At 39.8% G+C, this 25,215-nt stretch carries 26 protein-coding genes and 1 pseudogene; 7 read left to right on the plus strand and 20 right to left on the minus strand.

From position 1 onward, the window contains the following. Nucleotides 1-5 precede the first annotated feature (5 nt). Genes BUC12_RS18675 through BUC12_RS18685 form a run of 3 tightly spaced genes read left to right on the plus strand, consistent with a single transcriptional unit; the run spans nucleotide 6 to nucleotide 2,392 of the window. Entirely contained in the window at nucleotides 6-419 is a 414-nt protein-coding gene (locus BUC12_RS18675; RefSeq protein ID WP_062184628.1) for a PcfK-like family protein, read from the plus strand. A 3-nt stretch (nucleotides 420-422) separates the two neighbouring features. Then, nucleotides 423-1,676 (plus strand): PcfJ domain-containing protein, encoded by a 1,254-nt coding sequence (locus BUC12_RS18680; RefSeq protein ID WP_062184631.1) that lies wholly within the window; start codon nucleotides 423-425, stop codon nucleotides 1,674-1,676. Between the two features lie 29 nt (nucleotides 1,677-1,705). After that, nucleotides 1,706-2,392: a hypothetical protein gene (locus tag BUC12_RS18685; protein ID WP_062184633.1), complete on the plus strand. Its 687-nt coding sequence runs from the start codon at nucleotides 1,706-1,708 to the stop codon at nucleotides 2,390-2,392. A gap of 251 nt (nucleotides 2,393-2,643) precedes the next feature. Here the strand turns inward: BUC12_RS18685 and BUC12_RS18690 are convergent, their stop codons facing one another. The 6 genes from BUC12_RS18690 to traK are packed head-to-tail and all read right to left on the minus strand — an operon-like array spanning nucleotide 2,644 to nucleotide 7,060. Then, nucleotides 2,644-3,078 (minus strand): TraQ conjugal transfer family protein, encoded by a 435-nt coding sequence (locus BUC12_RS18690; protein WP_062184636.1) that lies wholly within the window; start codon nucleotides 3,076-3,078, stop codon nucleotides 2,644-2,646. A gap of 43 nt (nucleotides 3,079-3,121) precedes the next feature. Next, complete coding sequence (locus BUC12_RS18695) at nucleotides 3,122-3,703, minus strand: conjugal transfer protein TraO (protein WP_062184640.1); 582 nt, start codon at nucleotides 3,701-3,703, stop codon at nucleotides 3,122-3,124. Between the two features lie 40 nt (nucleotides 3,704-3,743). Continuing rightward, nucleotides 3,744-4,730, minus strand: a complete 987-nt coding sequence (gene traN, locus BUC12_RS18700) for a conjugative transposon protein TraN (protein WP_062184643.1) — start codon at nucleotides 4,728-4,730, stop codon at nucleotides 3,744-3,746. A 35-nt stretch (nucleotides 4,731-4,765) separates the two neighbouring features. Further along, entirely contained in the window at nucleotides 4,766-6,073 is a 1,308-nt protein-coding gene (gene traM / locus BUC12_RS18705; protein ID WP_062184646.1) for a conjugative transposon protein TraM, read from the minus strand. Then, nucleotides 6,027-6,425 (minus strand): TraL conjugative transposon family protein, encoded by a 399-nt coding sequence (locus BUC12_RS18710; protein ID WP_082141949.1) that lies wholly within the window; start codon nucleotides 6,423-6,425, stop codon nucleotides 6,027-6,029. Before BUC12_RS18710 ends, traM begins: the two co-directional genes overlap by 47 nt. A gap of 11 nt (nucleotides 6,426-6,436) precedes the next feature. Then, nucleotides 6,437-7,060 carry a conjugative transposon protein TraK gene (gene traK / locus BUC12_RS18715; RefSeq protein ID WP_062184649.1) on the minus strand — a complete coding sequence of 208 codons (624 nt, stop codon included), beginning with the start codon at nucleotides 7,058-7,060 and terminating at the stop codon, nucleotides 6,437-6,439. Nucleotides 7,061-7,089: 29 nt separating this feature from the next. Here traK and BUC12_RS18720 point away from each other — a divergent pair, with 29 nt between their 5' ends. Beyond that, nucleotides 7,090-7,431 (plus strand): hypothetical protein, encoded by a 342-nt coding sequence (locus tag BUC12_RS18720; protein ID WP_062184652.1) that lies wholly within the window; start codon nucleotides 7,090-7,092, stop codon nucleotides 7,429-7,431. Nucleotides 7,432-7,433: 2 nt separating this feature from the next. On the opposite strand, the gene traJ is transcribed toward BUC12_RS18720, so the two are convergent. The 14 genes from traJ to BUC12_RS18790 form a co-directional block, all read right to left on the minus strand. Further along, entirely contained in the window at nucleotides 7,434-8,426 is a 993-nt protein-coding gene (gene traJ, locus BUC12_RS18725; RefSeq protein ID WP_062184655.1) for a conjugative transposon protein TraJ, read from the minus strand. Nucleotides 8,427-8,445: 19 nt separating this feature from the next. Continuing rightward, nucleotides 8,446-9,075, minus strand: coding sequence for a DUF4141 domain-containing protein (locus BUC12_RS18730; protein WP_062184658.1), 630 nt, complete (start codon nucleotides 9,073-9,075; stop codon nucleotides 8,446-8,448). A 103-nt stretch (nucleotides 9,076-9,178) separates the two neighbouring features. After that, nucleotides 9,179-10,141, minus strand: coding sequence for a fimbrillin family protein (locus tag BUC12_RS18735; protein ID WP_062184661.1), 963 nt, complete (start codon nucleotides 10,139-10,141; stop codon nucleotides 9,179-9,181). Between the two features lie 98 nt (nucleotides 10,142-10,239). Beyond that, nucleotides 10,240-11,115 carry a fimbrillin family protein gene (locus BUC12_RS18740; RefSeq protein WP_062184664.1) on the minus strand — a complete coding sequence of 292 codons (876 nt, stop codon included), beginning with the start codon at nucleotides 11,113-11,115 and terminating at the stop codon, nucleotides 10,240-10,242. Beyond that, entirely contained in the window at nucleotides 11,115-12,056 is a 942-nt protein-coding gene (locus BUC12_RS18745; RefSeq protein WP_082141951.1) for a fimbrillin family protein, read from the minus strand. Before BUC12_RS18745 ends, BUC12_RS18740 begins: the two co-directional genes overlap by 1 nt. A 29-nt stretch (nucleotides 12,057-12,085) precedes the next feature. Beyond that, on the minus strand, nucleotides 12,086-12,985 hold the full coding sequence (locus tag BUC12_RS18750) for a DUF5119 domain-containing protein (RefSeq protein ID WP_062184671.1): 900 nt from the start codon (nucleotides 12,983-12,985) through the stop codon (nucleotides 12,086-12,088). Further along, complete coding sequence (locus BUC12_RS18755) at nucleotides 12,978-15,170, minus strand: hypothetical protein (RefSeq protein ID WP_062184674.1); 2,193 nt, start codon at nucleotides 15,168-15,170, stop codon at nucleotides 12,978-12,980. The genes BUC12_RS18750 and BUC12_RS18755 overlap by 8 nt, the downstream gene beginning before the upstream one ends. A 12-nt stretch (nucleotides 15,171-15,182) precedes the next feature. After that, nucleotides 15,183-15,725: a DUF3575 domain-containing protein gene (locus BUC12_RS18760; protein WP_062184678.1), complete on the minus strand. Its 543-nt coding sequence runs from the start codon at nucleotides 15,723-15,725 to the stop codon at nucleotides 15,183-15,185. A 136-nt stretch (nucleotides 15,726-15,861) separates the two neighbouring features. Further along, nucleotides 15,862-18,369: a TraG family conjugative transposon ATPase gene (locus BUC12_RS18765; RefSeq protein ID WP_062184681.1), complete on the minus strand. Its 2,508-nt coding sequence runs from the start codon at nucleotides 18,367-18,369 to the stop codon at nucleotides 15,862-15,864. Further along, nucleotides 18,366-18,695: a DUF4133 domain-containing protein gene (locus BUC12_RS18770; RefSeq protein ID WP_062184684.1), complete on the minus strand. Its 330-nt coding sequence runs from the start codon at nucleotides 18,693-18,695 to the stop codon at nucleotides 18,366-18,368. Before BUC12_RS18770 ends, BUC12_RS18765 begins: the two co-directional genes overlap by 4 nt. Before the next feature lie 76 nt (nucleotides 18,696-18,771). Further along, complete coding sequence (locus BUC12_RS18775; protein WP_062184687.1) at nucleotides 18,772-19,071, minus strand: DUF4134 domain-containing protein; 300 nt, start codon at nucleotides 19,069-19,071, stop codon at nucleotides 18,772-18,774. Between the two features lie 210 nt (nucleotides 19,072-19,281). Further along, entirely contained in the window at nucleotides 19,282-19,983 is a 702-nt protein-coding gene (locus BUC12_RS18780) for a hypothetical protein (RefSeq protein ID WP_139262125.1), read from the minus strand. After that, on the minus strand, nucleotides 19,976-20,416 hold the full coding sequence (locus BUC12_RS18785) for a DUF3408 domain-containing protein (protein WP_157257597.1): 441 nt from the start codon (nucleotides 20,414-20,416) through the stop codon (nucleotides 19,976-19,978). Before BUC12_RS18785 ends, BUC12_RS18780 begins: the two co-directional genes overlap by 8 nt. 4 nt (nucleotides 20,417-20,420) lie before the next feature. Beyond that, nucleotides 20,421-21,182: a ParA family protein gene (locus BUC12_RS18790; protein ID WP_062184696.1), complete on the minus strand. Its 762-nt coding sequence runs from the start codon at nucleotides 21,180-21,182 to the stop codon at nucleotides 20,421-20,423. 1,093 nt (nucleotides 21,183-22,275) lie between these two features. Between BUC12_RS18790 and mobA the strand changes: the two genes are divergently transcribed. The 3 genes and pseudogenes from mobA to BUC12_RS18805 form a co-directional block, all read left to right on the plus strand. After that, nucleotides 22,276-22,725: a conjugal transfer protein MobA gene (mobA, locus tag BUC12_RS18795; RefSeq protein ID WP_062184699.1), complete on the plus strand. Its 450-nt coding sequence runs from the start codon at nucleotides 22,276-22,278 to the stop codon at nucleotides 22,723-22,725. Then, entirely contained in the window at nucleotides 22,700-23,929 is a 1,230-nt protein-coding gene (gene mobB / locus BUC12_RS18800) for a conjugal transfer protein MobB (protein ID WP_062184703.1), read from the plus strand. Before mobA ends, mobB begins: the two co-directional genes overlap by 26 nt. A gap of 39 nt (nucleotides 23,930-23,968) precedes the next feature. Then, nucleotides 23,969-25,120 (plus strand): annotated as a pseudogene (locus tag BUC12_RS18805) (YWFCY domain-containing protein); the annotation flags it as partial. Nucleotides 25,121-25,215: the final 95 nt, after the last annotated feature.

The raw sequence follows: 25,215 nt of genomic DNA on the forward strand, positions 1-25,215 counted from the left end.
AAGATATGAAATCAACAGCATATTTTACAAGAACCATATTAACGTATTTAGAGCAACGGGCAGAAACAGACCCGTTGTTTGCCAAATCATTTGCAAAAACAGATAAGAACATAGACGACTGTATCACATATATTCTGAATACAGTACAGAAAAGCGGTTGTAACGGCTTTACAGATATAGAGGTTTACTCAATGGCAGTACACTATTATGATGAAGATATTATTGAAGTCGGTAATTCTATGAATGGTTGTCATATAGCAGTCAATCATGTCGTAGAACTCACCGAAGAAGAAAAGGCAGAAGCACGTCAGGAAGCTATCAAGAAATTACAGAACGAAGCATATACCAAGATGAAACAGCCTGTTAAAAAGGCTAAAAGAGTAGAATTGAATCCACAACCCACATTATTTGATTTTTGACCTATGAAACCACAAAATAAGTTCCAAGCAGCAGTTGTAGAAGCGAGTAAAAAATTACCGTCTATCACACAAGAACAGATACAATGGGGATATCAAAACTGTATCGAGCATATCGGACAGCGAACCTCCAAAGCTAAAATCACCTGTACAGAATGTAACCATGTATTCACAGGCGAGGAAGGAGAACACCAATGCCCTAATTGCAAAGCAAAATTGAAAGTTCAGACTACTAATAAGCGGATTTTTAAAAGCTGTGAATACCTATGTTTCATAACGACATGCCAAGGCTATCAGGTCATCCGCTATCTGATGATAAAATGCACGGCAAAAGCAGACTCATATCCCGAATACACTCATGCGGAAGTTATGCAACGATGGATTGCACCTGATGGCAGATACTGCACCTTTGCAAAGCTTCGCCAAACTATGGGTACAATGTATTATGATTCGTGGATATTCAGCACACCTTTGGAGCTAAGAAGCGAAGTAGATGCTTATAACAGATTGTTCCCGTATTACTACTATCCGAAACGGCAGTTAATACCCGAACTTAAAAGAACAGGCATTAAAAAGCGTCATTTCAATCAAAGACCTTTTGATGTATACAGGGCATTATTAAAAGATAACCGAATGGAAACTTTTTTGAAATCGGGACAAACACATCTATTCAAAGCATTCCTAAGTGATACAAGCCGAAAACTCGATAATTACTGGGCATCTATTCGTATCTGCATCCGTAACGGGTATCAAATAAAAGATGCTACCATGTGGTTTGACTATATCGATTATTTACGCATGTTCGGAAAAGACCTGCATAATGCTAAATATGTATGTCCTAATGACCTGCACAAAGAACATGACAGGTATATACAGAAGAAAGCAAAAGCCGATGCACAGGAAGAAATCGAAAAACTACGGGAAAAGGAAGAATCATTTAGAGAAGCCAAAGCTAAATTCTTCGGACTTGTATTTTCTGACGGACATATTCAAGTACGGGTACTTGAAAGCATAGAGGAAATCATATTGGAGGGTAAGTTGATGCACCATTGTGTAGGAGGTTATTATTCAAAAATAGATTCTTTGATTCTTACCGCCTGTATTGACGGAAAGAAAATGGAAACTATTGAAGTATCACTCTCAAAACTACAAGTTATACAAAGCAGGGGTGTTTGTAACAAGAACACCGAGTACCACAATCAAATCGTACAGCTTGTAGAAAAGAATATACCTCTTATCGAACAGAGATTGGCAGCATAAAGGAGTCGTAATATTTAATCTGTATTAATATGGCACAGGAAGTAATGGACGATTGGATGCAGTATGCTAAAGATTTGGCAAAAGCTGAACGAGAACTAAAGATAGAGCATTGGGTATATATCACTTTTGAAGTAAGGGATGAAAACCGAAATCGGGAGATACTGCACAAAATAGATTTACCCCGAGAAATGGTAGACCGTTGGCAGTGGCTTATCGAATGGCGAAGAGCAAAACTTGTCTGTAAGTATCCACGCAAACGGATAACAGTATATCATTGTGCATACGACAAGCGTACAGGCTTACAAACAGGATTTAATTTTCTATTATCGAAAGTAGCTTCCGCAAAGGCACAGATAACAAAAGTCGAGAGGGTTATTGCCCAATATATAAAAGATGAAACACAGAATAATCTGTTCTTTGATGAAAATACAGATGAGCAGCTACTTAAAGCCAAAGCTAAGTTGGAAAAGAAAAAGAACAATTATAATGAGGCGTATGCCATTTTACAAACAGAAGTAGAAAAACATAAAAACAACAAGACTATGTATAAGCTATTTATAGGATTCAAGAAGTTAGGTGAGTTCAAAACCATATCGGAAGCCAAAAAATATGCAGATGATAGTGGATTATCGGGAACATTCAACCTTATTGGGGATAAGTATAAGGATAGTTGGTATGTTCCGACCTATTTAAAATCTAAAGAGCAAGTGGACTGATTTTTCAGTCCGTTTCTTTTTTCAATGAGCCTGTGCGGGTAAAAAAGAAACAAAAACCGAGGTGAGATTCCCTTTAATTTTATCCTAGTAAGATTAAACAAACAGTAGCAAAAAGGCTATTTTTAAACAAAATAGCCCTTTCTTAATTTATTCAATTTCCTCTCCCCACAACTCTGTATCACTTTTTACAGTCAGATACGAATAAATCATATTTATCCAACTGATAATATACGAAACCACCATCATTGTCATCATACCTCTTCCTCCTCACTACTACTATCATTATTAAATGTGAATGAAAGAGTAAAAGAATTTCCTCTATTATCGAAGAAATAAATATCAATCACTTGTTGCTCATCGGAATGGGAAGTATAATAAAATCGGAATGTCTCTTTTGTCAAATCATAATAGTCATTCGGTAAGAATGGCTCACTGTCATCCATTTGCAACACTCCTTTTCCATCGGGTTGGAAGTACCGAAAGCGATATGCAGCTTCATTAAAATATCCACTCCGTTCCAATTCACACCTGATTTCAGCAGTTTCCCCGACTTTCAGTTTTTTCGGAACAGGCAGGTGAGTAATCTGGAATTCATAGCCTTGCTTAATATCAATATTGTCACTACAGGCACACGCTATTGCAGCAAGCAATAGCGTAAAGATTATATATGATGCACATTTTCTCATAATTCTCTTGTTTTTGGTATTGTTAATAAAAAGGTCTGAGACCTTAGTTAATGATTACTTTGAATCCTATTCCTATCTGTGTATGGAACTTATTGATTTCTGAACCAAGTAGTATCCGCTCCCTTACATTGACAAGTAAGGCAAACCTGTCCGAGAGAAAAGTCTCTATCTCAAAGGATACAGCTCCACCATATAGGAAATTCTCTTCAGTAATAATGGTTGCTCCGTCAAATAACAGTTCTTTGCCCCAGTTCACAGTCTCGTAGCCTGCCATAGCCGAAGCCCCAACCGAGAAGAATACTGTTTTACTCGCATTCGATAAGAATTTCAGATAATAACCACCTTCAGTCGTTATCTGTGATACAGGTATCAGTATATCTTTATACTCATGCGATTTTTGCATATACTCCGCACCAAATACCCAACGATTACCATTATTCGTGTAAGCAGATAATCCGACACCACCGAAGAATGCCTGCCCGTCTTTCTTTTCCAATGCAAAACCATCGACAAAGCCTCCTGTAACCTGTATGCCTTTTTGTCCCGGCAGGTAGCGTTGAGCCTGAGCCTGCCCAATCAGGGCAAGGCTCAGAACAAATAATAAAGCTATTTTATATCTATACATATGTTATTGTATTCAATGTTTAATAAAAAGGTCTATAACCCTATTTGACTTTTAGTTCATTAATCTCTTCTGCCCGTAACAGGTCTTCATTTTCAATCACAAAGGATTGATTTCTCCCTCCGTTCTTTTCAAAGAGTTCAATCACCAGTTGCTTGTCGTTTGGTATCGTTACCTTATCAATAGTAAAGACAGTCCGCTCTACCTGATTACCGCCAACTGACGAAATAAAGTTGTAGGCACGCAACGGATAGATAACCGTTTCCTGGATAGCTGTCTGCTTTACCATTTTCTTATCGACAATCTTCATCCGCACAAAATCAATATCGAAAGGCACATTGGACGAGTTCTTGATGGAAGTATGCAGATACAACAGGTTATTATGGGAGTAAATACCTTTCAACAGATATTGAATACCGAAACGTTTAGACCCAATGTGCTTTACCAACCGCTTATCCGTATTGTAAATCGCCCTGTTTACCAGGTATACAATGCGGGGAGACTCACTCCCCAATTCCTTTAGGTAAATATCCATTGAGTTATTCGGACGGTTGGCAGCTATACCATCATGCATGAAATCTTTCATTTCTATATTCAGCTTCTCCGGCTCACTGGCATATTTTACATTGAAGGTATAGTAGCTGCCATCCTGAGTAATAACTGCCATATTCGTTTCGGCTTCAAAGTCTTTGATGGAGGCTTTTACCCGCAGGATATTTTCCGATGTTCCTGCTTTACCAGCAATAATACGGTTTGAGCCTAAATCCACATATTGAATCGGGGCTGGAAAGATAATATGCACCGTCTTATCAAAAGTCACCTCCAGCCCGTATGGTGGTATCATACGGTCGAAGGTTATCTTTTTGGATAAACCTTCATAATAATCTCCATATGTGGGTTTGAGAACTTGTTGAAGATCTTCCTGCATATCTTCCGAAGTTTTGTTTACAACAGGAATTGTTTCTTCTGTCTGGGCATTAATACTCAGACTTGCTATCATTAATGCTAATACGACTATATATTTTCTCATTTGATTTTTATTTTAGTTATTATTGTTGTTGACTACTAACTGTTTTTCGGCATCAACATTACCTTATATCCGGACTTCAGCGTAACCTTTACCTGCTTTATCTTTTTCTGCATATAGGCAGATAAGCCTTGTATGGCTCCTTTTGTCAGATCTGAAGTCAGTTGTGCACCTGTGCTCTCTGTCATGGTAAAGCTTGTGCCTACACTATTTCCCATATTCGCCATGATTTCTTTGGCGGCATTCATTTCCAATGAACCTGGAATATAAATGCCTCTTTGTCCATCCGAATCATAGGTTGACATTTCTACTGGAATTATGGTTCCCTGGTATTCAATGGAGGATATTTGTATATCCAGCCGTTCATTCTGAACTTTGGCTATTCCGGTTACAATAGTATTCTCCGGCACAAGCATCGTTCCTGCCATTAATGGCTCAGTGAGTCTTAAACGGGTTGTTTGTCCGTCAACTATAACCTGGTCATCATGGATAATGGCAGAAATTGTATTCTTTTCCGATACGCCTGTCTCTCCGCCCATGGTATTAAAACCTGTATTTCTGGACTGGTCATACATCCGGTACAGTTCCTCATAACTCAGGTTTTGAGAAAGTGCAGTGACTGTCCGGTTCTGTATCTGCCGGATAGGTGTAACTTTTGTCTTATCCTTGTCACTACTACTTTTTACTGTACCATTGGATATTTTTTTACTCAGGCTTTCCTGAGAAGAGGTATTGTCCGGTTGTCCCTGTGGCAGGTACTTTGCTGCCATCTGGTAGGATTTCTCCATCAGTTCCAATTGTTCGTCCATCGAGCTTTTAGCATTTTCTTTTTCCTGTACTTTAGCTTCCAGTTCCTCCAGCTTCTTCTTTAGCTCTTCCTTTTCAGGATCAGCCTGCGGTTTCTCATAAAAACTCCCCAGTGTCTTGTTTATATCCTGATAGGCAGAAACCGAATTACTGATCGGAGTTTTCTTCTCTTTCTGTTGTGGTATTGGGGACTGCTGTTCCGGCTCATCTGTAAGGGAAAGGCTAACCTGCTGTTTATCCTTTGTCTCATTTTCCAGAACATCCATGTATCCCTGAAGGGATTGCATCCTGTCTTGCTGGCGTTTCTGCATTTGCTCCTGTTCATAGGCATCTTTCTTATCACCGATAAGCCCTCCTCCATCGGGATCGGGTATATCGGCATTAAAGCCGGTTCCTTCCTGTTCTTTGGCTTTATCAGCTTGTGAAGGAGCAAAGATCAGCCACATACAGCCCGCAAAAACAATCGCCATCAATGCGAATACGACATATTTCTTAAGCTTTTGTTTTTGTACCGGGCTTATTCCTGATTGTTCGCTCATATTCTTTGAATCTTTGTTTGTTAATTTTTATACTGTTAACAGAGTCCTGTTTGATTTTCTGTCGATGCAGGTCGAACAGTCTTTTGTTTATAGCAGAGTCCATAAAATCATACTTTTTGATTTTATACTGTTCCAATTCCAATTGTCTGATATGTTCAATCTCCATCTGTTTTTTCTCATTCTCTTTTCCCCAATTGTAAATGGTCGAGAATGTGATATAAAGATTACCTACTGTCAGTATCAGGAGCATAATCAGAATTATTATTATCCGTTTGTCGGGTGTCAGTTCCCCACATAGGTCTTTGAGTTTATCCTCAAACCAATAAGCCAGTTCTTTTAATTGTTCTTTCATAGGCAGTGGTTTTAACGGGCAAGGACACGGATATCCTTATTTTCTTTGATCTCAAAACCTTCTATGGTAAAGCCATGCGGATTGTTATCGGAGCGGACTGAGTTCAACAGACGGCAGTATGTAATCAGGGAACGTTCGGTTATATTACTTTCCCGGATAATCATCTGCTTTCCATAGGTAGCTACCTGATAGGGATAGACACTCAGGTTGCAGACAACACTGTCTATCTGGATCGTCTGGTTGATATTTCCCGATATAATCCGGTTATAGTAGCCTTTTTCTGACAAGTCCTTATAGTAGTTGAAAGCTGTTTTATCGGACAGGAGCAACGCCCTGTTGATATTACTTTCAATGGCGCTTTTGTCTGGAGACAGGGTAAAGAAGAGTTCATGGAAACGCCTGACATGCTCTCTTGCCTCTACGGGACGGTTTTGTGACAGGTCCTGAGAGAGAGCAAGCATCAGTGATTTTCCATTATCCAGAACATATATTTTCTGACGCTGGGCTTCTGCAAAGTTATATGCACTATATACGGAGTAACCCGTAACAAGGGCACACATACACAGAAACACAATGCCGAAAATCCGAAGTTGCTTAAAACTTGTTTCAATATTTTTTAATGACTTAAATTCCATTTATATATTTGTATTTAAATAGCGGAACTATGGCTTTACCCGGAAACAGAAGAGTATTAAAGCATTACCTCATTATTACATCAATAATTATGGTGCTGTCTTTCATTGCACTGCCTTTTATTTTGGATAGTAATAAATCTGCTGTTGGTTCTTTATTACTTAATACTCTTTACCTGTCTCTTCCTTTGGGCTGTATAATTTCTATGGTAAACGTTATACTTTTGGGTGTTTTTATTATTCGGGCAGTTGCTGAAAAGAATAATAGAAAGAGTTTGCTGATGGATTGTTTACTTATCATTCTAAATACAGCCTTACACTGTATTTATGTTTTAAGTACTCTTCTCTTTGGAGTTTTATTAGCTCCGGCATAATCCTATTTTCCTTTTAACCTTCCGACAATATTACCACCTGCGGCACCGGCTACACCTCCGGCGATTGCTCCGCCTTTGGTTGCAGTCTGATTTACATTCTTACCGAAGTTCCCCATACCTCCTGCTGAGATGATCCATCCGGCAACTGTCGGAATGGTAAAATATCCGATAATACCTATAATCAGGAACACAATGTAAATGGCATCGGAACTGTCCAGTGAGAAGTTCGGATCAGCCTGCATCCGTTCAATATCAGCTTGTAGCATCAATGATTGAAGCCTGGCTAGTATTGTACTGAATAAATCCGAAACAGGCAGCCACAGATAGACCGATACATAGCGGGTAATCCATTGGGTTAGGGTCGATGAAAAGCCGTCCCAGACAGATATGGCGAAGGCAATAGGTCCGAGGATAGCCAGTACTATCAGGAAGAAAGTTCGGATTACATCTATCACCAGCGCTGCCGCTTTGAAAATGATCTCAAGCACCTCGCGGAATGCTTCCCGTATCCATTTCTTGGCATTGTACAGTCCCCGTTCGATATACATGCCTGCTATCTGTCCCGCATCCATAATCCCCAGTTCATCCAGTTGGGCTTCGAAGATTTCATTATCGACCAGATAAGCGGTTTCAGGGTTTCGCCGCATGGCTTCGTATTCCAGCTTGTCTTTTATCTCTGCATATTTCTGCATATCGAATGTTTCAGACTGGAGCATCCCGTGTGTTCCCTGAACGACAGGACTCAATATACTATTGATGGTGCCCAGTACAATACTCGGAAAAAACATAATGCAAAGACCGATGGCAAAGGGACGCAGTAACGGATACACATCTATCGGTTCTGCCCGAGAGAGAGATTGCCAGACACGGTGGGCGACATAAAATAATGCACCCAGTCCGGCTATCCCTTTGGCTACTCCGACCATATTACTGCATAATGGTATCATCTGGTCATAGAGTGTCCGTAATGTTTCATGAAATTGATCAAAATCCATAGTTATTCTTGCTTAAAGATTACCAATAGCGTTCGTCCGGATTACCATACAAGGCATTTATGCGGGAGGTCTCACCGCTTTTCTTTGCCCGGAGGTAAGAAACGCCAATATTTTTATTGGTGTAATACTTAACAAGGTTCCTGTAACGGACCATCGAGTCATGGCAATGATCCACAACTTCCATACGGTCTTTATCCGTCAGAGATAAGGTGCTGATATTAACGACTTCTTTCAGTTCGCTTAATACATCATTGCTTTGCTCCAACAGTTTGGCATAGCCGGATGCAATGGCATTGAGTTCTTCTATGGTGTAATTCGGATCCTGAAGCATCTTTTGGAAACTGTTGACATAGATATCCGATACTTCTCCAACCATCAGTATGGTCTTCTGGACTTTCCTGGCATCTTTTACCAGATTGTTGACAGCTTTCAGGGCATCGTAATATTCTTTTCCCTGATTATAAACCTTTTGGACTTCCTTAAAATTATTGATCATATTAGTCGCTGTCGAGGAAGTATGTACAATCTGTTTGGTTGTATTGGCTATTCCCTGTGCCAGGTTGGAAGGGTCAATAACTGTCCATTGAGCATTTATATGGGTTGTGAAAAGCACAAGGCTTAGGCACAACATGAAGATTTTTATTTTCATGCAGCAAAATATTTAATTAAATAAAATTGATTTCTACAGAATGATTCTTCTGTCAGAGATATAACGGAATGGAAGAGTTCTTCCATTCCGTTTTGTGTAATACTTAATAGAAGTCTATACGTCCTCCATTATTCGCCTCTTCCTGCCAGTCTGTAATAACCACATCGTCGATGACCAGCTCAGTACCGTTAACGAGAACATCGTAGGTATATTTATACCCCTGTTTCCAGGAAGTGTTCGCCGGTACAGAGTAGCTATATACTGTGGAATCAATAGTGAACCGTATAAGTATGTTCCCGTTTGCATTCACATTGTCAACCGGTATAACTATTACCTCATTAATATCAGCTTCAGCAACCGAAGGCTCTAAAATATTATATAACCCGTTTACATTCTCAATAAAGGCAGGTTCATACCCTGCATCCGAAAATGTCAATGCACCCGTGGCAATATCCAGTGTGGCAGAGCTTTTTAAGTCCATTTTACCCGAAGCATTGGAAACTTCGATCCTTGTCAGCTTGCTTTCCCCGGGATAATTCATCTTGCTGATTTTAAATTGCAACAAGGATAAGGCATGGTTCATGCGCAGGCGTACATTCGGGTTGTCCCGGTTGATACTTCCCTGTCCTTCGGCATTTGTACCATACATATAATCGACCTGGTTCGTATGGTAAACATGGAAATTTGTAGATGTATAGCCCTGAGCCGGGTTGTAAGGATAATAGGCAAAAATAGTCGCCGGTGTAATCCCTAATTTTACAGATGGATTCAATACCCATTTACCGGATGTTAATGTAGCCATTACATTATTATACGGCCCTTGCGGATAATCACTACCCATTGTCCCGTTAGTAACATACAATCCAAGCTGAGAACCTTCTCCAAAGGCGCTTAATGAGGACTTTGTAGACCTCAATGCAGTACCTGTTGCTGATATCTCGGTTTCAATACTCAGGTTGGCCGTACCATTTGCAGTCCGGTTAATTCCTTCCTCCTCATTGCTGCAACTATAAAAACCTGTTATTGATACGGCAATAACCGCCATAGATAATAAGAATCTTTTCATGATTTAATAAATTAATTGTTTAGAAATTGCTATATCACAGATTTTTGGCACCTTATTTCTGCTTTATAGTTTTTGATTAGTATATGATTTTCTACTCCTTAATAAATTAATGGTATGCGGGTATATCCGCCATCTGTCCATTCTGCGATATCTGCCTGTACCACCCACAAATGGGTTCCTTCTATATATACCCTGTAAGTATACTTTTTACCGCTTTGCCAGATCGTACTTAACGGAAATTGCCATGACTTGATAAAACTATCAAATTGAAAATTTACGATGATCCCCATTGCAGCTTCTGTCGCCTTGACCGGAACGACCATCAGGTTAACTTTCATTCCATATGTGGCATATTCATTATCCAATTGCCATCCATAAATAATAGCAGGATTGTATATGCCTTCCACATATTCCAGATTACCGGTCTGCAGGTCTAGTTTTGCCCTGCTGTGCAGGCCGGTACCTTCTATTAAGATACGTTCAATCATGATGGGAAACGGTAAGTTTACAGCTACAAACTCAAATTCTATAAGAGCCAGTGCATGCTTCATTTCCAATAATAAAGAAGGGTTATATTGGTTTACCGTATATGCACTGCTGTACAGGTAATCAATGCCACTGGTATGATCTATGAATACCGGATTATCCGGTGTATATTCAGAGTTGAAAGGATAATAAGCATATATCTCTTTATCCGATTCGGACAGTAGGACCGATGTTTGCAAAGACCATTTTGTACCATCATATGTTATTTTATTTTGTGAAGCGTTATTGCCGGAAAATATATGTAAACCGATCTGGTCTCCCTGCTCGAATACTGATTTTGATATTCCGTCTGCTGTCCAGATGCCTAAACCGGCAACTTCAAGTGATAAAGCAGTATCACTATTACCCTGTTCCTCTAAAAAATCCTGTTGTTCACAGCCACATAAAAGAAATAAGCCGGATGCAATTATTAAACATATCTTTTTCATCACCATTCAGCTGTTTGGATTATCTTAATATTAATATTCCCCTGATTCAAAGCAGATTTCAGATTACTACCCGCTGCTACCATTTCGGCCAGATAGGTATACTTTTTTCCCTTTTCCCAGATAACTCCTGCCGGAACAGGCCATGTGTAAACAGCCCCATCGATTTGAATCTCAAAAACCACATCCCCGTCGTTTATTATTGGGTCCATAGGCAGTACCATGACAGACAATAACTCATTGTCATCTTCATACGGATTAGGAATCACCAGATCGACAGGATATACAGTTGCCTCCTCATAATATCCATCCAGGGTTTCAATAGCTCCCTCCATCTCAAACTCAAAATGCATAATCCCTTTGCTATGCAAATGTTTACCGCCTTCTTTATTACGGATTGTGATTCTTTGTATATGCCCCATTCCGGCGGCATAATCATTCTTAACGAATCTAAACTGTATCAGACTAAGCGCATGGTGCATCAGCAGGAAGGCATGGGGCTGGTCTATATTCACATATGGCTCATAAGGCCATCCATACATATAGTCGGTTTGTGATGTATGTTCGACAACTACGTCATATAAAAAGAAATTTCCGTGTTCGTTATACCGGTACGGGTAAAAGGCAAACACACGCTGTGGTTCGGAGAACAACCATACCGCTTCGGACATTATCCATGCATATTGATCCCAGTAAGTATAGACAAACTGGTTGCCCCAGAAATAATCCGGCAGGTATAAACCGATGGAATCCCCAACATGAAACTCGCGGATTGTACCACCGACTTTTTCCTCCAAGCTAGCATTTTCAGGTACCATAACAGTCCTTATATCCATCAGCACGGCTTCCGGAGAGGGTGTATTCTCCGGTAAATCATTATCGATACATGACAAGAGACCGGACATTGTAAGGATTGCGATTACATTTATTAATAAATATCTCATTTCTATGAATTTTAAATGATTACTAGTATTTATAACTCGATGTGCCCGCCATCACTGACATTCCAACCGGAGACAGACACTTCGATACCGGAAAGTCCGAGCCGTATTTCAATTGTAATATTTATAATCCGTGTCGTAAATCCACTGAAAACAGAAGTCAGATCAATTGTTTCCGAGTATGAGTTCCCGTTGGTCGTCAGCAATGATATATCAAGCAGATTATCGATCCTGCCCTGTCCCTGTTTATCCGGATTTATCCCGAATACCTGTAACCCGGAAGAGTAAATATTGTCATTTTCCGAATACCTGACACTATTGAAAGCTATCCGGGCAGAAGATTTTATCTGGTCGAGATTTTCCAACCCGTAGATATAGGCAATTCCTGATAATTCCCCATTTATTGCTTCGACTTTTGTAATACCGTTATCTATAACTATAAAATGGATATTGACCTGCCTTGTTGCCGGCCTGAGTAGGGGCGAACAAATAACCGTATCAAAAGGAACCACTGTCAGATCGATATTAGCAGCATATAAGTCCGGTGCCTGATAGGTATACACCTTACTATCCCTCTCATAAGTATCCAAAACTGCATTTGCCGTTTGCGGACAACCCATATCGGTAAAGGAGATATTTTGTAAACCATAAGAATTAAAGGCCAGGACCTTATAGGTTGATGCAATCATATCCTTTACGATCGTATCGTTTGAAATTCTAAAATCCCGGTTATTGGCATTACAGGATAAGAAATGAATATCCGTTAAGCCTGGCTTTCCTTTCTGCTGCGGTAATTCCGACCAGTCCGGTTTAATTTCCACATGGCCATAATAGGTACAATCCTCTGAAAAATCGACCAGGCTACAACTGTTACTACAGCATATACTCAAAATGGCATAAAGCAATGCTTTTAAATATGCGTACCTATTCATCGTCATCGTTATTTAGGTTATATGCTTTAATCAGTTTATTGATTTCAGGATCAAGAGTCCCCCTCCAACGTTTTGCAGGGTCGAGTTCGACAGAGCGCAGGTACCGGCTGACGGCTTCCTCTACCTTTCCCATGCGGGAGGCGACAATAGCCAGCAAATATTCCCTGTTTGCCGTTTCAGTTTCATTTACCAGGATATTATAAGCTGCAACGTCATAGCCGAGGCTCATTAAACATATAGCCGTATTAAAATCATTGTATTCCGACAAGATCGGTAATGTATCGCTATACCTGCGTTTATTCATAAATTCCATCGCTTTAGCATAAATTGTATCCGGTTCACTCGTATGGATCGTATCCTTTACCATTCCTTTGCGATGTACATGGAAGGTAAAATCTACAGCCCTCAATAAAGGATATAACCGGTCCCTGATCTCTTTATATTCGGCAGGGTATTTTTGCCTTATAGCTGTTTCTTTATCGTCCGGATCTGTGTTGGCAGCAATTATATCGAGTATTGCCTGTTTGTTTGAGCTGTGAACGGAATCCTGTATTAACATGCTTAAATTCTCCCAGTCTTCGCCTTTCGGATATGGTTTCAGCATATTGCCAATACCGTCGATATCACTCAATAATCCGGATAAATATTTTTGAATTTCTTCAGCCCTTTTTTTCGAAAGGGACATATTTGAACGGTAATTGCCTTCAAGCGAACATCCTGCGACCAGTGAAATACTATCCATTTCAAATACATCTGCCATTGTCAGGTTGTCCACCATATCCTGTACTTTTTCCAGTTCGTAACGGTTGTCCCCCAATTCAATATCCATATCGTGCTTACCCGTTTTGAAGGTAATATTGGCTCTGAGTGAAGAAGTCGCTTTACGTTCAATGATTTTACGCATATACCTGGGAGTCGTATCTAAGAACTGCACCATCGATGAAACGATATAGTCGAGCGTATCGGAATGAGGCAACAGAAAATTTTCATCCTGTACCGATTGGACATACCCGTCGAGATAGATTTTCATCCTGCGGCTGTATTCATCAGCCATGACTTCCTGTTTATAGTAATACTCAAATTTTCCTTTGTTATAGATAACCGTATCGAGCCTTGCCCTATCGTTTCTGGGGTACTTAACCATATCAGCAAAAGCGATATGTTTGTTGTCAATCAGCTTTTGATTTTCAGCTATCGATTTATCCTTCAGGAAACGTTTCTTGATGAAAGCCGAATCGGCGGCGGAAACAGGTGAATAGTCATTTGTGAAACCAATGGAATATTTCTCATCTCGGTATTTTTTTCTTATATACTGTGGAGAGAATTCACGTAATAAGTGAAACTGGGGAATCAGGTTTACTATTTGTTCGTATCGTTTTGTATATAAAGCAGCTAATGCCAGGGTATCCCGTCTAAATTCAATATTGCGTTCATTTGTTTTAGAAGTAGACAGCTTTTGCCATAACCAATTCCTGCTACGGCACATTTTATTATTGAAAAACTCATAGCGTTTGTTTAGCCTGGCTTTATATTTTGAATAACCCACATGATCCATCGAATCTCTGAAAACCCGTTGCAGTTCATTCCGGTTATATCGGCTGATAAAGCGGTTAAAAGCACCTGTTTTAACAAAATATTCATTGAATAAGCTGTCAGGGACAATCTGTGAAAGGTATTTATCAAAATCCGCATATTGTTTTTGCTGGATTTTCTTAAAGTCTTCCCCGCTAATAACCAATTCTTCAAAATCCGATATATTGTCTGCCTTTATCAGGTGTGGGGTCAGGTTCAGTTGCCAGTTCTTGTTTATAAGTTCTTCCGGTACCGATACGATAAAATCCACATCTACTTTCCCGAAACGCTCCGGTACATTCTTTAGCTTTGCGGTTACCGTCACTTCTCCCAGCTGCACGGAAATATGGCTGTTGCCTTTTTCATCCGTTTCTGTCTGTGCATAGGTAGTCACATTGCCGTGCCTGTCTTTCATGTCAATGACAGAAGGCAGCTTTTTACTATTGTTTATATCCTTTTGTTCTTCTACCTGATTGACCGGCAAATGGATGTTCGCCCGAGCATCCCGGTTGATATGTTTTGTGCCGCAGGATGTTATCAGTATTATACAGGAAAGTATCATGACAACACCGGTCAGGTACGCAAAAGGATATGTCGAAAATTTCAATTTCATTTTCATTTAGATTTAAAATAAATAAATAAGAGAGAGGGAGAGCTTATCGGGTACCGTTACCCAGTGGGAGTCATCTTTTTCCTTCCTGCCACACTTCTCACACTCGTACCGGGAATAATCTGCCCAAACAAGCCCGATCCCTCCCTCCACTTCCAGATTCCACCGTGTCGACAACATCCACGCATATCCGATACTGGCCCCTATACCATAAGCTGTTCCTTCATAACGGCTGTCTTTCCATGTCAGATGGTATTTCGAACCGATTGCATTAACCCCTGCAAAAGCATTTACATAGGATTCCAGTAACCAGTACCGTACTCCGGGCATTATCGTGAAATTCTGCCATTTCTTATTATCACTAAAGACAAAAGGATTATAATAGACCGGTAAGTGCAATGACCATTTACGGTCTAGGGTCATACTTATCTCCGCGTTGAAGGTTGCAGTTCCTAATGCCGGGATATTGGTGCCCAACGAATAGAACTGGGCCCGTAATCCGCTGCACGATAAAAGAAAGACAGATAACAATATGTATTTGAATAATAACTTTCTCATACTATTTTTATTCAGGGTTGTTAATTCGGAATAAAATCAAGTGTGTCGATTGAAAATGAAGCCACATGAAAAATCCGAACACTTCTTTTTAATTTTAGAGTCTATATATAGGGGTAACTATTGTTGTAGAAAGCTTTTAGCTTTTGTTTATTTTACTTCCTGCCAGTTGTTTTATTGCCTGTTCTATATCCCCTCCCAGCTTATTGGCTAACCTCAATACTTCCAACTTTTCGGTTTCCTCTGTCGTATAGGTCAGATATTCCTGTTTGGAAACTTCCGTCGCATAGACAGCCGATTGTACGCCCCCCAGACCGATCCAAACCTCCTTATAAAACCGTCCCGGGTTATTGGACATATTAATGGATAGTATTTGTGACTTTTCCTTGTCCGTCAGTCCCAGCAGTTCCTGTATTGAGTCAAACTTATTCATATACTTTCGCTGGTCAAGAAGTATTTTACAGTCCGAATTATTGATAATACTTTCCTTGACAATCGCTGAAGAAAGAAGGTCCTGGATCTCCTGTGTAACAGTAACGACTTCACCATAAAACTTCCTGACGGTTTTATACATATACTTCAGATACTCGGCCATATTCGGAGTAGAAAGGGCTTTCCATGCTTCCTCAATTATCAATTGTTTACGAATACCTTTCAACCGTCTCATCTTATTGATAAAGGCTTCCATAATGATAATGGTTACTACAGGGAAAAGGTCTTTGTTTTCCTTGATGGCATCAATCTCGAATACGATAAAGCGTTTGTTCAACAAGTCCAGTTCCTTATCCGAGTTTAACAGGAAGTCAAAGCGTCCGCCTTTGTAATATTGACGAAGCGTAGTCAGCAGGTTATCAATATTGAAATCCTCCTTATCTACCTTAATTTCCCGTTTACCCAGTTCGGCTTTATACTCATCTCTCATAAATTCATAGAAAGTATTGAAACTTGGCACAATGTTCCGATCTGTTTGTATCCGCCTGATATATTCATCGACGGCACTGCCCAGCTCTCCCGATTCAGTCTTGGATATCCTGTCGTCTTCACTTTTCCAAAGTGTCAGTAACAAGGTTTTCAAGCTGTCCTTTTTCTCCACATCGAATTGGTTGTCATCCGTATAAAACGGATTGAAAGAAATCGGATTCTCTTCGGTATAGGTAAAATAGACCCCATCTTCCCCTTTAGTCTTGCTGCGGATCATCTCACATAGGCCCTGATAGGAATTACCCGTATCCACAAGGACAACGTGCGTGCCCTGCTCCCAGTACTGGCGGACGAGGTGATTCATAAAAAAGGATTTTCCGCTGCCCGAAGGTCCCAGTACAAATTTGTTACGGTTGGTAATAATTCCTTTTTTCATGGGTAAGTCGGAAATATCTACATGGAGAGGTCTTCCCGTTACCCTATCTACCATCTTAATACCGAACGGAGAAGGCGAACTTTTATAGTTGGTTTCCTCGATGAAGAAACACAATGCCTGCTCGATAAAGGTGTAGAAGGATTCTTCACTTGGAAAGTCCCCCGCATTACCCGGAATACCCGCCCAGAACAAAGTCGCTGTATCTACCGTGTTATGCCTTGGTTTACATTCCATTAATGCCAGCTGACTTCCCACATCGTTCTTTATCCGGCTTAGTTCTTCCCTGTCATCGCTCCATGCCATTACATTGACATGGCAGCGCACCGAAGTCAGTCCATAGCTATGAGCATCGTTCAGGTAGTCTTCGATCCACTCTTTATTGATTTGGTTGGAACGGCTGTACTTTGACAGGGAATGCATATTACGTGCCTGTTTCTCAAAACGTTTGAGATTCTCCGTATGATCATCAATAAAGATGTATTGATTAACTATATGGTTACAAGACAGCAACACTCCGATAGGAGCAGCAAAGGACAAGCGGCAATCGCTCCGGTCGGTAGATAAACGTTCATAACGGATATCGGTATTGATTTTCCCCGGCAGGTCTTCCACATCCGATAGTGTATGCAGGCATAGGTGTTTATCTCCTATTTTCATATCTCCTGCCTTCAGTGCAATGTCCTGTAAACAGGTCGTGTCTTGCTGCGAAAGGGAAAAATACTTTTCTACAATTCCGGCTTGCTCACTCGTGCCGACAATCTCATCAGTTGTAATACGAATCAGTTTAATAAACCCCGAATCATTAATAATCCGCTCAAATTGCCCGACTGCTTCAATAAACTTCTGAAGGGTTTCCTTATCCTGCATTTCTTTGGGAATGATAAAGCCCCGTGTCAGTGCATTGAAGTTGCTTTGCTGGCGTGCCCTCTCTTTAGTCGTCTTGGTAACGAACAGGTAGGAATTATGGTTTAGAAACGGACGCTCATTGAAATGGCGTTCAAAACTCCGTGATAAGAAACTAATATCCTCCTTATCCAGTTCTGGCTTGTATTTTTCCTCCACAAACCAGTCCTGACGATGTACGACACTGTAATTAGGCAGAACCTTGATTGCTTTCAGCCAAGCGGAGTGCATTGCTTCGTATTCGGCGGATGTTACGGTAAACAGTTCGGGCAGTTCTACACGGTAGGCTACCGACAGGTCGGCATCTTTACTCAGGATGTAATCATGTTCGACTGTCAATAAGGGGAATTTACTCTCCAGTGTTGCTGCTTTGGCTGTATTTCTCATAGGCCAGCCTCCTTCCTTTTTCTATGGAATAGGTTTTCAATCCTTTTCCGGTTAATGATATACTTAGGATGGTGGCTTATGGCTTGCATCTTCATTAGTCCGAATTCCCCGTACTTATCATTCAGGTAGAAAGTTCCCCAGACCAGTATGCCGGCTGTAGTGACTCCAAAGCAGATACATACTATCTGGCTGATGCCTATCATATACATAATCACAAAGACTATAAATACGGACAGCAGTCCTCCTGCGAAAATGAAAAGGTATTGAGACTTCAAACCCTTGAATTCAGCGGGCTTGCCAATCCCTTTGTTGATTGAGTATTCCATTCTTCTTGTTTTAATAGTTGTTGAACTCATGTAGATTTTTATTTCTCATTTGAGTTAATAAGAGGGTCTGCGACCCTTACAAGAAGAATGAACGAAGGATAGTGGCTGCAACAATCAGAAAGATACAGGCTCCGAACCACGAAGCGGCTGTTTTACTTGTGTCGGGATCGCCTGAACTGAACTTCCCGTACACCTTTACTCCTCCGATAAGACCAACTACTGCCCCGATAGCATAAATGAGTTTTGTTCCGGGATCGAAGTAAGATGTTACCATATTGGTAGCGTCATTGATACCTTGTAAACCGTTTCCTTGGGCAAAAAGGGTTGAACCTATGGCTAAGAACATAGCCATAGAAAGAAGGGTCTTCTTTCTCATAAATCTTGATTCTTTTAGGTGCCGTAAGGTTGGATAGGCCCCACGGCGGGTTAAACTTGAATAATCTGGATAATTAGTGCAGCCGCAGGCTGTCTTGTTTTACAGAATCTACGACCGGAAATACTTGTCAACTCGTTTATTTGTTAACTGTTGACTGATTACTGTTAATTGATTTTTACATAGGCTCATTGTTTTAAATTGTTTATACTCCTAAAAAATACTGTTAATGTCAAAACTCTCAAACTCCTCTGAGCCGGATATTCCCTCCTCTTGGTTCAGGTTATGCTTTTTCATATGGAAACGAATAAGGGTATTTACCTTTGTCAGCGTTTGCTCATCATTTGAAATAACCTGTTCTACTATTTCGGTGAACTTATTCTCATACAGGACACGTCCGGCTTCATCTTTTTCATCATCCGATGGTTTCTCTTTGGCAATTACCTGTCCGGTGTTTACCAGTTCGTCATAGCTGGCTCCGCTTGCCAGGATAGCCCCTTTCTCCAATTCAAGTTCAATCGCTTCCTCTTCCGGATCAATCTCTTCCTGTGGTAAACTTTCGGATCGTTCCAATGGGACATCGACATCATCCATCAAGCCCGGATCTTCGTCCGTTTCCGGAACAAAAGTATTTTCTTTTTCTATAACTTTTTCATTTTCAGCATCTGAGGAAGTTTTTGTCCGGCTATGTCCTATTTTTGTTCTACTTTCCCCGATTACGGAAGTTTTTTCATTTACATCAGGCTTTACTTTATTTACTTTATCCTCTTTTTTGTCTTCCTTTTTTCCGGGTAGGTTCCAATACATCCATTCAACAAGTCGTATCACTTTTCTTAGTAAAATCGGATAAAGAAACATACCCAACACAACTGAAGCAATCACAATAACTATCTGTACAACATATCTGCTACTCATAAGGGGCTTTATATAATTTATCATGTATTTCTTTCATCTCCTGTTTATAAAGTTCAAAGTGATGTTCCAGTACCGCATCAACATAAGAAAAGACAGACAGCTTTGTGTTGCGGTATAGTTTGAGCATCTTGTCAATACGATCATAATGGTCTTCTCGGAGGTAGATAGTCTTTTCCTGCCTGCCCGTAATATCGGAAGGTCTGATAAACAGTTCCTCATAATTACCCTTAGTCTTTCTCTTTTTGCTCTCTTTACCTTCCTTCTGTGTAGCCAACTCCGTATACTCTTTTTCATCCTCAGATGTTTCTTGTTCCTGCTTTTGTGAAGGAATATTATCCGGCTTTCTGACCTTATTTAAAGCCGAAGGTCCCGTCATATTCATGGATGCAATGATGAAGTCTTCATCAATATCTTCTTCTGTTTTCTTTGCCATATGACTAAACATTAATAATTTGATATATTTCTGCTACTAATTCTTCTATATAGCAGCCTTTTATCAGCTGTTTATCAGGGGGAAAGACTGTAGAGCGGAAAAAGGGACGGTGCGTTTCGTCCATTTCTCGCCTGAATCGTTTTGTATCGGGAATACGGGTATTAAGTATAGACAGGCCCAATTCGTCGATGGCATCTGTATAGGCATCATATAATGGTGTCTTTTCCCGGGCATCGACCATAGTCCAAAGCAGGTATAACCCTTTTATGCTGGATTTACCTACTGTTATCAGGTTTTCATTCAGGGAAGAAGCAAAGCTGAGTGTACTGGCCAGTACCAGACGGTCAGCACTAATCGGAGCAAAGATAAAATCCATCTCTCGCAGTGTTTTTACGACTCCCTTACTATTCATTGTTCCGGGCAGGTCAAAGAATATAATATCTATTTTTTCTGCACTGCCGGCAATAAGTTTTTCTGCATCTTCTATCGCATCAATAGGATTACTGGCGATGACAGGGTAAGCTTTTTTCTTTATTTCCTTGAATTGGTTAAAGGCCATACGCTTATAAAAGGGATCGCTGAAAACTAACTCGGAATCCCGTTTACGCATTTCCATGATACTGTGCTGGGGAAAGTCACAATCAATAACAGCAATCGACTTTCCATCCAGATAGTGCATATAACTGGACAGCAGAACCGTAAAAGCTGTTTTACCTACTCCCCCTTTTTGTGTACTGAATGCTATAAATAATGTTTCACGTTCCATATAGATATATTTTGAGGTTTATACTGATGCCTTCCGGCTGATTTTCACACAAAAGAAGATAGATTTTTCATTAATTCATTCAATATCAACTACTCAGGAAGTCTTTGTCCTGCTATGTCGCCTTTTTGATGTTTTGAAGACCAGCCAAGTAGTTAGAAAATCAATTATCAGGAAGAGAGGATAACCAAAAGGCTAATTAAATAAATAGCCTATCAGCAGGCTTACTGCATATTCATGTAGATAACATTCCAGCCCACAAACCAGAATATCAGGTAAGTGAATAACTGTAAAGCAATGTGACTAATTTGCCTGTTGATTAGAGGGATGATTATTCTGACGGTTAACAGGTAAGCAAACTGGGTGAGTAGTCATAAAGCAAACTAAATGGTAAGAGTAATGATTATGCAGTTAATAGGAAGGCTGATTAATCAGCTGTATAATTATTTGACAAGGAAGCAAGGGAATCAGTAAACCTCAATGCCGATTATTTATCCGATGCCTAAATCATATGGCAATCCGGCTAATTGGCTAGCCAGCTAATCAGATACAATATTAAAAAACAATAGTTTATCTATTAAAACAGATGCTTTTATTTTATAATGGTGACATCTTATTATTGTTGTTTTTCATTATGGAAATAGAAAATTTCAGTATTACAACTCCCAATAAAATTAATGACCACAGACAAAAAAATGCTCCTCAAAATAGGCTGGCAGCCTTTGTCCGACTATGTCCATTCGCTGTATTTCAATAGTTTATATCTTCGTGGCTTTGGAATATAAACTCCTGGCCAATGGGATATATGGGGTAGTATTGTAACGGTAAAAGGATAGTTTCTAAGCTATCTTTTCTATGACAATCATCATATTTTCCTTTAGCTGAAAGTTATCCCCTTTCAGCTAAAATGACAAATCCGCTCTCATTATTAACTCGGCGGATTTTAATGTTCGTCAGAACATGGCAAGATGTGTTTTGAGTACACTCAAAACTGTTTTAAGTGCCTTAAAACCATCTTGCCCCACTCCTCTGAAATCGGGGGATAAAAATATTCCGAAGTCATATTTTTCACTGATTATCCAAATTATTAATGTTTATGAAACAGAAGAATAATTTAAAGAACAAGGGTGGACGAATCCCCCTTGCAGATCCGGCGAAGAACCGGCATGTATTTTACCTGAACGATGCAGACGAAATTCGCTTTACGACTCTTTATCATCAATCGGAAGCCAAGAATATGGCTCACTTTATTACCTCCTGCATATTTGACAACCCTGTAAAAGTCGTCAAAATAGATAAAGGGCTGCATGATTATTATATGCGATTGACAACATTTTTTGACCAGTTCCGTGCAATCGGGCACAATTACAACCAACTTATAAAGATGCTTCACTCCAATTTCGGAGAGAAAAAAGCATTGGCTTTTCTTTATAAACTGGAGCAGGCAACTATCGAATTGGCTGGGTTGAATAAGAAAATTATAGAATTGACACACGAGTTTGAACAAAAATATCTTGCGGATGGTAGCCAAAATCAGCTCGGGTAAATCGCTTTTCGGAGCACTATCATATAACCAGACCAAGGTTGATAAAGGTCAGGCAGATGTTCTTTTCAGTCAAAATATTATCCGCACAATAGATGGTTCTTATAATATTCCTCTATGTATGCGCTCCTTTGCTCCTTATCTTGCAGCTAATAATAAAACTATAAATCCGACTATCCATATTTCATTGAATCCTCATCCGGATGATGTATTGACCGACGAACAGTTAAGCTGTATAGCACAGGAGTACATGGATAAGTTAGGTTATGGCAGGCAACCCTATCTGGTATATAAGCATGACGATATTGACCGGAAACACATTCATATAGTATCAATACGGATAGACGAGAATGGTAAAAAGATAAACGATTCTTTTGAGAAAAAGCGGTCTGATACTATCCGAAAGGAACTTGAAAAGAAGTACAATCTGCTACCGGCTGAACAACAAAAGAACAGTAATAACTTACCACTAAAGCCTGTGGACATCAAAGTAGGTAATGTAAAAAGGCAAGTGGGAAACATTGCTAAAAGCCTGATGAAAGACTACCGCTTTCAAAGCATCAATGAGTATCGGGCGCTCCTCAATATTTATGGTGTAACTGTAGAAGAAGTAAAAGGAGAGGTTCGGGATAAAGCCTACAACGGGTTGGTTTATTCGGCATTGGATAAGAAAGGAGAAAAAACAGGTAATCCATTTAAGGCATCTCTGATTGGGAGGGATGTAGGCTATGATATTTTGCAGAACCGGATTGCCTTTTCTAAAAAGTCAATGAGAGAAAATCCGGTATATAACAGAACTAAAGCCATAGTTTCAAATGCTCTACACAGCAAACCGAAGCGTAAGAATTTTGAAAAGGAGCTGGCAAAGAATGGTATCTCCGTATTATTCCGGGAGAATAAGGATAAACGTATCTATGGGGTAACCTTTATCGACCATCAGGAAAAAGCAGTATTCAATGGTTCAAAGATGGGTAAAGAATTTTCGGCTAATACTTTTCAGAATCTATTTAACGGACAATCTGATGATAAAACTACCAATAATCAGGTATTCGATAATGACAAGGACTACACTACTTCTCAAGAGTCGGCAGTCGAGGCCATGGCAGGGCTTTTCTCTATGGAACAGCACGGGGATAATTATGAAGAGATTGTTTTTTCTAACCGGATGAAACGCAAGAAGAAAAAGCCACGCAGGCCGAAATTATAACAGATTTCAAAATTACTAACAATTAAAAATTCAGATAAAATGCAAAACGAAGATGATTTAAGAGGCTTAGCCAAAGTAATGGAGTTCATGAGGGCCATTAGTATATTATTTGTAATCATTCATATTTATTGGTTCTGTTACCAGTCTATTCGGGAAACGGGTATTAATATAGGAGTTGTGGATAAAATTCTGCTGAATTTCCAGAATACCGCAGGACTATTTTCAAATATCCTATGGACAAAGTTATTTGCTGTGGTGTTTCTGGCTTTATCCTGTCTGGGGACAAAAGGTGTAAAGGAGGAAAAAATCACATGGAGCAAGATATATGTATTCCTGTTCTTTGGCTTTATATTTTTCTTTCTCAACTGGTGGATACTGGTTTTACCTTTGCCATTAGTTGCCAATACCGGTATTTATATTTTTACCATGACCATTGGATATATACTGTTATTGATGGCCGGACTTTGGATGAGTCGTTTATTAAAGACCAACCTGATGGAAGATGTTTTCAACAACGAGAATGAATCATTCATGCAGGAAACACGGTTGATGGAGAACGAATATTCGGTAAACCTGCCCACATTATTTCAATACAAAGGGAGGAAACATAAGGGATGGATAAATGTTGTTAATCCTTTTCGGGCTTCTATTGTCTTGGGAACTCCGGGAAGTGGAAAATCTTATGCTATTGTCAATAATTATATCAGGCAGCAATTAAGCAAAGGGTTCTCTATGTATATATATGATTACAAATTTGATGATTTGAGTACCATTGCTTATAACGAATTATTGAAGAATATGGATAAATACAAGGTGAAACCAAAATTCTATGTAATAAACTTCGATAATCCGGCTAAAAGCCACCGATGTAACCCGATTGCTCCCGAGTTTATGACCGACATTAGTGACGCATACGAATCGGCATATACGATAATGCTTAACCTGAATAAGACATGGATACAAAAACAGGGGGACTTCTTTGTGGAATCACCTATTATCTTACTGGCCGCCATTATCTGGTATCTGAAAATATATAAGAATGGAAAATATTGCACATTTCCTCATGCTATCGAGTTCCTGAATAAGAAATATGCAGATACATTTACTATTCTGACTTCTTATCCCGAACTTGAGAATTACCTGAGCCCCTTTATGGATGCTTGGGAAGGCGGAGCGCAAGATCAGTTGCAAGTGCGCCCGTAAGGGTATATAATAAATATAGCTTTGGCAAGCTATTAGGTTCGCGTTCTTTGAAAAATAACCTATCATCACCCGGCTTATCCGTC

Source organism: Indolivaga macrotermitis (assembly GCF_900128985.1).
Taxonomy (GTDB): Bacteria; Bacteroidota; Bacteroidia; order Bacteroidales; family Dysgonomonadaceae; genus Dysgonomonas_A; species Dysgonomonas_A macrotermitis.

What these genes read in the sequence shown, in the direction of transcription:
- BUC12_RS18775 (WP_062184687.1), bottom strand. Translation starts at nt 19,071, where the DNA reads ATGAGAAAGAAGACCCTTCTTTCTATGGCTATGTTCTTAGCCATAGGT.
- BUC12_RS18790 (WP_062184696.1), bottom strand. Translation starts at nt 21,182, where the DNA reads ATGGAACGTGAAACATTATTTATAGCATTCAGTACACAAAAAGGGGGA.
- traJ (WP_062184655.1), bottom strand. Translation starts at nt 8,426, where the DNA reads ATGGATTTTGATCAATTTCATGAAACATTACGGACACTCTATGACCAG.
- BUC12_RS18760 (WP_062184678.1), bottom strand. Translation starts at nt 15,725, where the DNA reads ATGAGAAAGTTATTATTCAAATACATATTGTTATCTGTCTTTCTTTTA.
- BUC12_RS18720 (WP_062184652.1), top strand. Translation starts at nt 7,090, where the DNA reads ATGGCTTTACCCGGAAACAGAAGAGTATTAAAGCATTACCTCATTATT.
- BUC12_RS18755 (WP_062184674.1), bottom strand. Translation starts at nt 15,170, where the DNA reads ATGAAATTGAAATTTTCGACATATCCTTTTGCGTACCTGACCGGTGTT.
- BUC12_RS18770 (WP_062184684.1), bottom strand. Translation starts at nt 18,695, where the DNA reads ATGGAATACTCAATCAACAAAGGGATTGGCAAGCCCGCTGAATTCAAG.
- BUC12_RS18750 (WP_062184671.1), bottom strand. Translation starts at nt 12,985, where the DNA reads ATGAATAGGTACGCATATTTAAAAGCATTGCTTTATGCCATTTTGAGT.
- traK (WP_062184649.1), bottom strand. Translation starts at nt 7,060, where the DNA reads ATGGAATTTAAGTCATTAAAAAATATTGAAACAAGTTTTAAGCAACTT.
- traN (WP_062184643.1), bottom strand. Translation starts at nt 4,730, where the DNA reads ATGAGAAAATATATAGTCGTATTAGCATTAATGATAGCAAGTCTGAGT.
- BUC12_RS18765 (WP_062184681.1), bottom strand. Translation starts at nt 18,369, where the DNA reads ATGAGAAATACAGCCAAAGCAGCAACACTGGAGAGTAAATTCCCCTTA.
- BUC12_RS18680 (WP_062184631.1), top strand. Translation starts at nt 423, where the DNA reads ATGAAACCACAAAATAAGTTCCAAGCAGCAGTTGTAGAAGCGAGTAAA.
- BUC12_RS18690 (WP_062184636.1), bottom strand. Translation starts at nt 3,078, where the DNA reads ATGAGAAAATGTGCATCATATATAATCTTTACGCTATTGCTTGCTGCA.
- mobB (WP_062184703.1), top strand. Translation starts at nt 22,700, where the DNA reads ATGGTAGCCAAAATCAGCTCGGGTAAATCGCTTTTCGGAGCACTATCA.
- BUC12_RS18735 (WP_062184661.1), bottom strand. Translation starts at nt 10,141, where the DNA reads ATGAAAAGATTCTTATTATCTATGGCGGTTATTGCCGTATCAATAACA.
- BUC12_RS18785 (WP_157257597.1), bottom strand. Translation starts at nt 20,416, where the DNA reads ATGGCAAAGAAAACAGAAGAAGATATTGATGAAGACTTCATCATTGCA.
- BUC12_RS18730 (WP_062184658.1), bottom strand. Translation starts at nt 9,075, where the DNA reads ATGAAAATAAAAATCTTCATGTTGTGCCTAAGCCTTGTGCTTTTCACA.
- BUC12_RS18695 (WP_062184640.1), bottom strand. Translation starts at nt 3,703, where the DNA reads ATGTATAGATATAAAATAGCTTTATTATTTGTTCTGAGCCTTGCCCTG.
- BUC12_RS18710 (WP_082141949.1), bottom strand. Translation starts at nt 6,425, where the DNA reads ATGAAAGAACAATTAAAAGAACTGGCTTATTGGTTTGAGGATAAACTC.
- BUC12_RS18745 (WP_082141951.1), bottom strand. Translation starts at nt 12,056, where the DNA reads ATGAGATATTTATTAATAAATGTAATCGCAATCCTTACAATGTCCGGT.
- BUC12_RS18685 (WP_062184633.1), top strand. Translation starts at nt 1,706, where the DNA reads ATGGCACAGGAAGTAATGGACGATTGGATGCAGTATGCTAAAGATTTG.
- mobA (WP_062184699.1), top strand. Translation starts at nt 22,276, where the DNA reads ATGAAACAGAAGAATAATTTAAAGAACAAGGGTGGACGAATCCCCCTT.
- BUC12_RS18780 (WP_139262125.1), bottom strand. Translation starts at nt 19,983, where the DNA reads ATGAGTAGCAGATATGTTGTACAGATAGTTATTGTGATTGCTTCAGTT.
- traM (WP_062184646.1), bottom strand. Translation starts at nt 6,073, where the DNA reads ATGAGCGAACAATCAGGAATAAGCCCGGTACAAAAACAAAAGCTTAAG.
- BUC12_RS18740 (WP_062184664.1), bottom strand. Translation starts at nt 11,115, where the DNA reads ATGAAAAAGATATGTTTAATAATTGCATCCGGCTTATTTCTTTTATGT.
- BUC12_RS18675 (WP_062184628.1), top strand. Translation starts at nt 6, where the DNA reads ATGAAATCAACAGCATATTTTACAAGAACCATATTAACGTATTTAGAG.